Annotated in this window: 9 protein-coding genes; 4 read left to right on the top strand and 5 right to left on the bottom strand. The window is 59.3% G+C overall.

Annotation, left to right across the window (positions count from 1 at the left end):
- Positions 1–90 precede the first annotated feature (90 nt).
- The 4 genes from FBY04_RS29435 to FBY04_RS29420 all read right to left on the bottom strand — a co-directional run bounded on the left by FBY04_RS29435 (position 91) and on the right by FBY04_RS29420 (position 2497).
- Complete coding sequence (locus FBY04_RS29435) at positions 91–480, bottom strand: hypothetical protein (protein WP_145318882.1); 390 nt, start codon at positions 478–480, stop codon at positions 91–93.
- 207 nt (positions 481–687) lie between these two features.
- On the bottom strand, positions 688–966 hold the full coding sequence (locus FBY04_RS29430) for an HU family DNA-binding protein (protein WP_145318879.1): 279 nt from the start codon (positions 964–966) through the stop codon (positions 688–690).
- 193 nt (positions 967–1159) lie between these two features.
- Positions 1160–2308 (bottom strand): NAD(P)/FAD-dependent oxidoreductase, encoded by a 1149-nt coding sequence (locus FBY04_RS29425; RefSeq protein ID WP_145318876.1) that lies wholly within the window; start codon positions 2306–2308, stop codon positions 1160–1162.
- Between the two features lie 21 nt (positions 2309–2329).
- A complete protein-coding gene (locus FBY04_RS29420) occupies positions 2330–2497 on the bottom strand; it encodes a rubredoxin (protein ID WP_007954349.1) in 168 nt (55 codons plus the stop codon).
- A gap of 201 nt (positions 2498–2698) precedes the next feature.
- Between FBY04_RS29420 and FBY04_RS29415 the strand changes: the two genes are divergently transcribed.
- Both FBY04_RS29415 and ubiA read left to right on the top strand, forming a co-directional pair.
- Positions 2699–3250, top strand: coding sequence for a chorismate lyase (locus tag FBY04_RS29415; protein WP_084317721.1), 552 nt, complete (start codon positions 2699–2701; stop codon positions 3248–3250).
- Complete coding sequence (gene ubiA / locus FBY04_RS29410) at positions 3250–4140, top strand: 4-hydroxybenzoate octaprenyltransferase (RefSeq protein WP_145318874.1); 891 nt, start codon at positions 3250–3252, stop codon at positions 4138–4140. The genes FBY04_RS29415 and ubiA overlap by 1 nt, the downstream gene beginning before the upstream one ends.
- A 159-nt stretch (positions 4141–4299) precedes the next feature.
- On the opposite strand, the gene FBY04_RS29405 is transcribed toward ubiA, so the two are convergent.
- Positions 4300–4686 carry a hypothetical protein gene (locus tag FBY04_RS29405; protein ID WP_084317719.1) on the bottom strand — a complete coding sequence of 129 codons (387 nt, stop codon included), beginning with the start codon at positions 4684–4686 and terminating at the stop codon, positions 4300–4302.
- 153 nt (positions 4687–4839) lie between these two features.
- On the opposite strand from FBY04_RS29405, the gene phoB reads away from it, so the two are divergent.
- Positions 4840–5529, top strand: a complete 690-nt coding sequence (gene phoB, locus FBY04_RS29400) for a phosphate regulon transcriptional regulator PhoB (RefSeq protein WP_007896474.1) — start codon at positions 4840–4842, stop codon at positions 5527–5529.
- Positions 5530–5610: 81 nt separating this feature from the next.
- Positions 5611–6897 carry a phosphate regulon sensor histidine kinase PhoR gene (phoR, locus tag FBY04_RS29395; protein WP_235864489.1) on the top strand — a complete coding sequence of 429 codons (1287 nt, stop codon included), beginning with the start codon at positions 5611–5613 and terminating at the stop codon, positions 6895–6897.
- Positions 6898–7001 lie beyond the last annotated feature (104 nt).

Raw genomic sequence — 7001 nt, 5'->3', positions numbered from 1 at the left:
CGTCACAGTTTCAACAATCAGCTGTCACCGGTAGAGTTTGAAAAGCGTTACGCAGCGAGCCTGGAGAGTGTCTAGAAAACCCGGGGCGATTCACTCTTGGTAAAATAGCCAAAGATAATTGATGAACGCCTTGGCCCCTCGCATACGTGCGGCATACCACCCGGGATCGACTGGATCACCCGTATCTTGTGTGTAACCACAGTAGGAAGAGAGTGCTTCGATCTCGCCGATTTTGAAGGGGTCTTGATCGGCAACCCTTTGGATCAGGTTGATATCACTGCGTTCACAGAACCGGTAAAGACTCAGGATGGTGCTTTGGTCAGCCTTGATGGAGTTTGCCTTCAGGCCATTCTCAAAGCGCTGCATTGCGTAAGCACCAGCGAAGAGGTCGATCTGCTGATTGACCGTGACCAGTTTAAGTTTGATTCGGCCCAGTTTTTCAAATTGGACGGTCGTCAATGCGTAGGCGGACGTCGGCAAATGAAACATCCATTTTTATGTATGAGCATTTGACGGTAGCAGCGGACGAAATTTTCTCCAGAAATGAAACGAATATTTTTCTTGCCACGACATGTAGCTAATGGAATCTCGAATGAAACACAATATATTTTCATCCCTGATGAGCAAGCATAAAAAAGCCCCTGCTACAGGGGCTTTTTAGTAGTTATCCACAGATAATGAAACAACTTATCTATCATTAACTACATCTTTCAACGATTTGCCTGGCTTGAATGCAACGGTGTTGCTGGCCTTGATTTTTACTGGCTCACCGGTTTGCGGGTTTTTGCCGGTGCGGGCACCGCGGTGGCGTTGCAGGAAGGTGCCGAAGCCGACCAGCGTCACGCTGTCCTTGCGGTGCAGGGCGCCGGTGATTTCTTCGAGAACGGCGTTGAGAACGCGGTTGGCCTGTTCTTTGGTGAGATCTGCTTTTTCCGCGATGGCGGCGGCGAGTTCTGGTTTACGCATTTAGTGAAGCCCCTTTGACGGTTTTTTGTTGTTATGTCCGTGCTGTTCTCGTTGGAACAGCGCCCAAAGCGCCGCAGGTGCTCTACTCTGCGGCAGACGGGAGTGAGAATGGCACGCACGGAAGAGCCGCGCCAGTCTCGGCGCGACGTTTGTAGGGGCAAAAGCGGGGTGATTCCGACAGAACGACCGGTATTTACGCCAGCAGCGGTGGAAGCTCTTTGTTCAGTGCAAGTTTTTCCATCACCGCCGCGCCTGTCAGGGCATAACCGAGCAGCTTTCCGGCGGCATCGCGGCATAAAACCTTGATGTCCGCGCCCTGCCCTTCGACGGTCCAGACACCCTCCAGCCCCCGTGGCGGCGGCGAAACCACCAAAGGGCAAACCGGCGTTTTGACGGTGATTGGCATGGCGCCATAGTTCACCGCTGTCGGGTTTCCGGCGAGGGTTTGTGCCAGCGCTCTCGCACAGCTCATGAGGGGCATCACGTACAGAAGATTCAGCCCGTCGACTTCGGCGCAGTCGCCCAGTGCATAGATATTGGCGTGAGAGGTTTTCAGATGACGGTCGACCACCACGCCACGATTGACCTGCACGCCGGCCGCGGCCGCGAGGTCGATGCGCGGTCGCAGGCCGATGGCCGACACCACCACGTCGCACGGGATGACCTGACCGTCTGACAGATGCGCTTCCAATCCATCTTCAACACGCTGCAAGCGGTTGAGCACCGGCCCGAGGTGAAAACGTGCGCCGAGGCTTTCCAGCCCGGCCTGGACCGCAGCGGCTGCCGTCGGGTGCAGCAAGGTCGGCATGACCTGTTCGCACGGTGCAACCAGTTGCACCTCGTAACCGCCAAGGATCAGGTCGTTGGCGAATTCACAGCCGATCAGGCCGGCACCGAGCAACAGCACCCGACGTTTGCCAGCCGCGGCCGCACGAAAGCGCGCGTAATCTTCGAGGTCGTTGATCGGAAACACGGCATCCGCCGCGTCACCGTCGATGGGCACGCGCACGGTTTCGGCGCCCCAGGCCAGGATCAGGTCACGGTAGATCACCGACTCCTCGCCGATCCACAGGCGTTTGTGGCCAGGATCGATGCCGCTGATGCGCGTGTGGGTGCGCACTTCGGCCTTCAACTGTTCGGCCATGGCGCCGGGTTCGGCCATACTCAGGCCGTCGGCGTCTTTGTTCTTGCCGAAGCCCGTGGAGAGCATTGGCTTGGAGTAGGAGCGCCCGTCATCGGCGGTAATCAGCAGCAGCGGGGTTTCGCTATCGAGTTTGCGAAACTCCCGGGCCAGGTTGTAGCCAGCGAGCCCGGTGCCGACGATCACGACAGGTGCGTTCATTCCTTACTCCTCTTGAATGTCTTAGTTGATTTCGATCATTTCGAAATCCATCTTGCCAACGCCGCAGTCCGGGCACAGCCAGTCTTCCGGCACGTCTTGCCACAGGGTGCCCGGCGCAATGCCGTCATCCGGCCAGCCGTCGGCTTCGTTATAGATCAGGCCGCAGACCACACATTGCCACTTTTTCATTCAGGTACTTCCTCAGGGTTCAGGCTTATTGCCGGCGCGAACGGTCGATGGTTGCAGCGTTGCCGTCCGGCTCAGGGCGTTTTGTACTGATCGGGCCCGGCAGATGCAAGCCTGTTCGGCGCAATGGCGCGCCGGTTCAATCAAAATCGCCGAGTGACATGGTAAGCTCGCCGCCTCATTTGCTGCCAATAATGACTCACTGTGCCGCACTCAAAACCTCCATTCTGGCTCCCCCAAAGCCGACTCGCGCCCCTCCCCGACGCTTCTACCCTCGACTGGCTGTTCGACGAAGGCTCGCTGACCCGACGCCTGAGCCGTTTGTCGAATGACGGTTTCAGCGTCACGCCATTGTTCGAAGGCTGGCAGACGCTGCGCGCGGACGAGTGTGCTGCGCTGGATCTGGCCGAAGGCAGCGAAGGCTGGGTGCGCGAGGTGTATTTGCGCGGCCACGGCGAAGCCTGGGTGTTTGCCCGCAGCGTGGCGGCGCGTAGCGCGTTGCAGGGCGACGGGTTGCACATGGACGAACTGGGCAGCCGCTCGCTGGGCGAATTACTGTTCTGTGATCAGGCGTTTCAGCGCCGCGCCATCGAGGTTTGTCACTATCCTCAGCAATGGCTGCCACTGGAGTGCCGGGCAGCCGAGTTGTGGGGCCGTCGCTCGCGCTTCGACCGTGGCGCCTTGAGCGTGCTGGTGGCCGAGATTTTCCTGCCGACCTTGTGGCTCGCCGCCCGCGCCCATCCGGAGAACTGCTGATGTACCAGAGCCTGCTCAAATCTCTGAACCGCTTGAACCCTCGGGCCTGGGATTTCATTCAGCTGACGCGCATGGACAAACCGATCGGCATTTACCTGCTGCTGTGGCCGACGCTATGGGCGTTGTGGATTGCCGGCAAAGGTTCGCCGTCGCTGGCCAACGTGGTGATCTTCGTGCTCGGCGTGGTGCTGACCCGCGCCGGCGGGTGCGTGATCAACGACTGGGCGGACCGCAAGGTCGATGGCCATGTGAAACGTACCGAACAGCGCCCGCTGCCGAGCGGCAAGATCAGCTCCAAAGAAGCGCTGGTGTTCTTTGCACTGCTGATGAGCGTGAGTTTCCTGCTGGTGTTGTGCACCAATGCGGCAACGGTGTGGTTATCGTTCGGCGGTTTGGCGCTGGCCTTCACTTACCCGTTCATGAAGCGCTACACCTATTACCCGCAAGTGGTACTGGGCGCGGCGTTTTCCTGGGGGATGCCGATGGCGTTCACCGCCGAAACAGGCGAACTGCCGGCGGCGGCGTGGCTGCTGTGGATCGCCAATTTGCTGTGGACGGTGGGTTACGACACGTATTACGCGATGACCGACCGCGACGATGACTTGAAGATCGGCGTTAAATCCACAGCGATTCTGTTCGGCGACGCAGACCGGGTGATCATCCTGACGCTGCAAGGGTTGGCGCTGGGTTGCCTGTTGCTGGCCGGGTCGAAATTCGAGCTCGGTGGCTGGTTCCACCTGGGATTGCTGGCGGCGGCGGGCTGTTTTGTGTGGGAGTTCTGGTACACCCGTGACAAGGACCGGATGCGGTGCTTCAAGGCGTTTTTGCACAATCACTGGGCGGGGTTGGCGATTTTTGTGGGGATTGTGCTGGATTACGGATTGCGTTGAGGCAGCAGACGCCTTCGCGGGCAAGCCTCGCCTCTGCAGTTGACCGTATTTTTGGGAGCCAGCTTGCTCGCGATGAGTTTGAAGCCGACGCGTTTCTGCTGACAACCCGCGTCATCGTTCACGCTCATCGCGAGTAAGCTCGCTCCTACATGAGAGGTCTTACATCTTGGGCCCTTGGAGGATGTGCCACTTGTCCATCTTCTTGTCGCCTGTCATGTCTCCTGGCTTCTTGTCTTGAACGAAGTAGTACAACGGCTTGCCGTCGAACGCCCACTGCTTCGTGCCATCGTCACGCATGATGATGGTCCACTTGCCTTCATCCTTGTCGGCCGCGGTGGCTTTCAGCGGCGGCCAGTTTTCTGCGCATTTGCCGGTGCACGCCGACTTGCCGCCAGTGTCGTTGTCGAAGGTGTACAACGTCATGCCCTTGTGGTCGACCAACATGCCATTTTTAACCATGCCGGGGTCTTCGGCGAAGGCCATTGTCGGCAGCGTCAGCGCAGCAGTGACCAGCAGAGCCTGCCAGGATTGAGCAATGTGCTTCATGGAAACCTTCCTTTTGTGGTTGTCAGGGTTCGGACTTAGAGAATAGTTCAGGATCATGACAATCGCAGGGCGACTAAAATACTGTCACACGACTGCAATAATTCCGTTATCTAATGCGGCGCAAGACAGTTAAATGACAAGAGGATTAATGGCATGGTTGGCAGGAGCATTCTGATCGTCGACGACGAAGCGCCCATTCGCGAAATGATCGCCGTTGCGTTGGAAATGGCCGGCTATGACTGCCTGGAGGCCGAGAACTCGCAGCAGGCCCACGCCATCATTGTCGACCGCAAACCGGACCTGATCCTGCTCGACTGGATGCTGCCCGGCACCTCCGGCATCGAATTGGCCCGCCGCTTGAAGCGTGACGAGCTGACCGGGGACATCCCGATCATCATGCTCACCGCCAAGGGCGAAGAGGACAACAAGATCCAGGGCCTGGAAGTCGGCGCCGACGACTACATCACCAAACCGTTTTCCCCCCGTGAGCTGGTGGCGCGCCTGAAGGCTGTGCTGCGCCGTGCCGGCCCGACCGATGGCGAAGCACCAATCGAAGTCGGCGGCCTGCTGCTGGACCCGATCAGCCACCGCGTGACCATCGACGGCAAACCCGCCGAGATGGGCCCGACCGAATACCGCTTGCTGCAATTCTTCATGACCCACCAGGAACGCGCCTACACCCGTGGCCAGTTGCTGGATCAGGTCTGGGGCGGCAATGTGTATGTCGAGGAACGCACCGTCGACGTGCACATCCGTCGCCTGCGCAAAGCCCTCGGCGATGCCTACGAAAATCTGGTACAAACCGTGCGCGGCACCGGCTACCGCTTTTCTACCAAAGCCTGATACGGACCTTTCCCGCCCGACAAGCTGACAAGGACGCGCGTTCAAGTGAACCAAAACTGGCATGGCACCCTGATTCGCCACATGCTGCTACTGGTCACCGCCTGCCTGGTGATCGGACTGATCACCGGCTACTACGGCTGGAGCCTCGCCGCGGGCCTGGGTCTTTACCTGGCCTGGACCCTCAAGCAATTGCTGCGTCTGCACGAGTGGCTGCGCCTGCACAAACCCGATGAAGCACCGCCCGACGGCTATGGCCTGTGGGGCGAAGTGTTCGACAGCATCTATCACCTGCAACGCCGCGACCAACGCGTGCGCGGACGCCTGCAAGCGGTGATCGACCGGGTCCAGGAGTCCACCGCCGCATTGAAAGACGCGGTGATCATGCTCGACACCGACGGCAATCTCGAATGGTGGAACCGCGCGGCGGAAACCCTGCTCGGCCTCAAGACCCCGCAGGACAGCGGCCAGCCGGTGACCAACCTGGTGCGCCATCCGCGCTTCAAGGAATACTTCGAGCAGGACAGCTACGCCGAGCCGCTGGAAATCCCTTCGCCGATCAACGATCGTCTGCGCATTCAGCTGTACATCACCCGCTACGGCAACAACGAGCATTTGATGCTGGTGCGCGACGTGACACGTATCCATCAGCTGGAACAGATGCGTAAGGACTTCATCGCCAACGTCTCCCACGAATTGCGCACGCCGTTGACGGTTATCTGCGGGTATCTGGAAACTCTGCTCGACAATGTCGAGGACGTGAACCCGCGCTGGAGCCGTGCCCTGCAACAAATGCAGCAGCAAGGCGGGCGCATGCAAACGTTGCTCAACGACTTGCTGCTGCTGGCCAAACTGGAAGCCACCGATTACCCGTCGGACAACCAGCCCGTGGCCATCGACGGCTTGCTGCAATCGATCAAGAGCGACGCCCAGCAACTGTCGGGGCAAAAGAATCAGCACATCACCCTGGAAGCCGACCCGGCGATTCAGCTCAAGGGCAGCGAAGCCGAACTGCGCAGCGCGTTTTCCAACCTGGTGTTCAACGCGGTGAAATACACCCCGGCCGAAGGCAATATCCGCATTCGCTGGTGGGGCGACGAGCAAGGCGCGCACCTGAGCGTGCAGGACTCCGGCATCGGCATCGATAGCAAACACCTGCCGCGCCTGACCGAACGGTTCTATCGCGTCGACTCCAGCCGCAACTCCAACACCGGCGGCACCGGGCTTGGGCTGGCAATCGTCAAACATGTGCTGCTGCGCCACCGCGCACGGATGGAAATCAACAGCGTACCGGGCCACGGCAGTACATTTACCTGCCATTTCGCGCCCGCCCAGGTCACCAAATCCCGGGCCATCAGCACGGCCGACTGATACCGGCCAGCATTCGCCACTAGGCAAGCACCCGGTCAGCCGCTACATTGGCTGACTTGTGCCTGCCTTTCAGGCACCGCATTGACCCCCTTTTTCGAATACAC

It is taken from the genome of Pseudomonas sp. SJZ080, from assembly GCF_007828295.1.
In the GTDB taxonomy this organism is placed as follows: Bacteria; Pseudomonadota; Gammaproteobacteria; order Pseudomonadales; family Pseudomonadaceae; genus Aquipseudomonas; species Aquipseudomonas migulae_A.
Note: the sequence above shows the minus strand (reverse complement) of the source record. Positions and strands in the feature narration are given on the sequence as shown.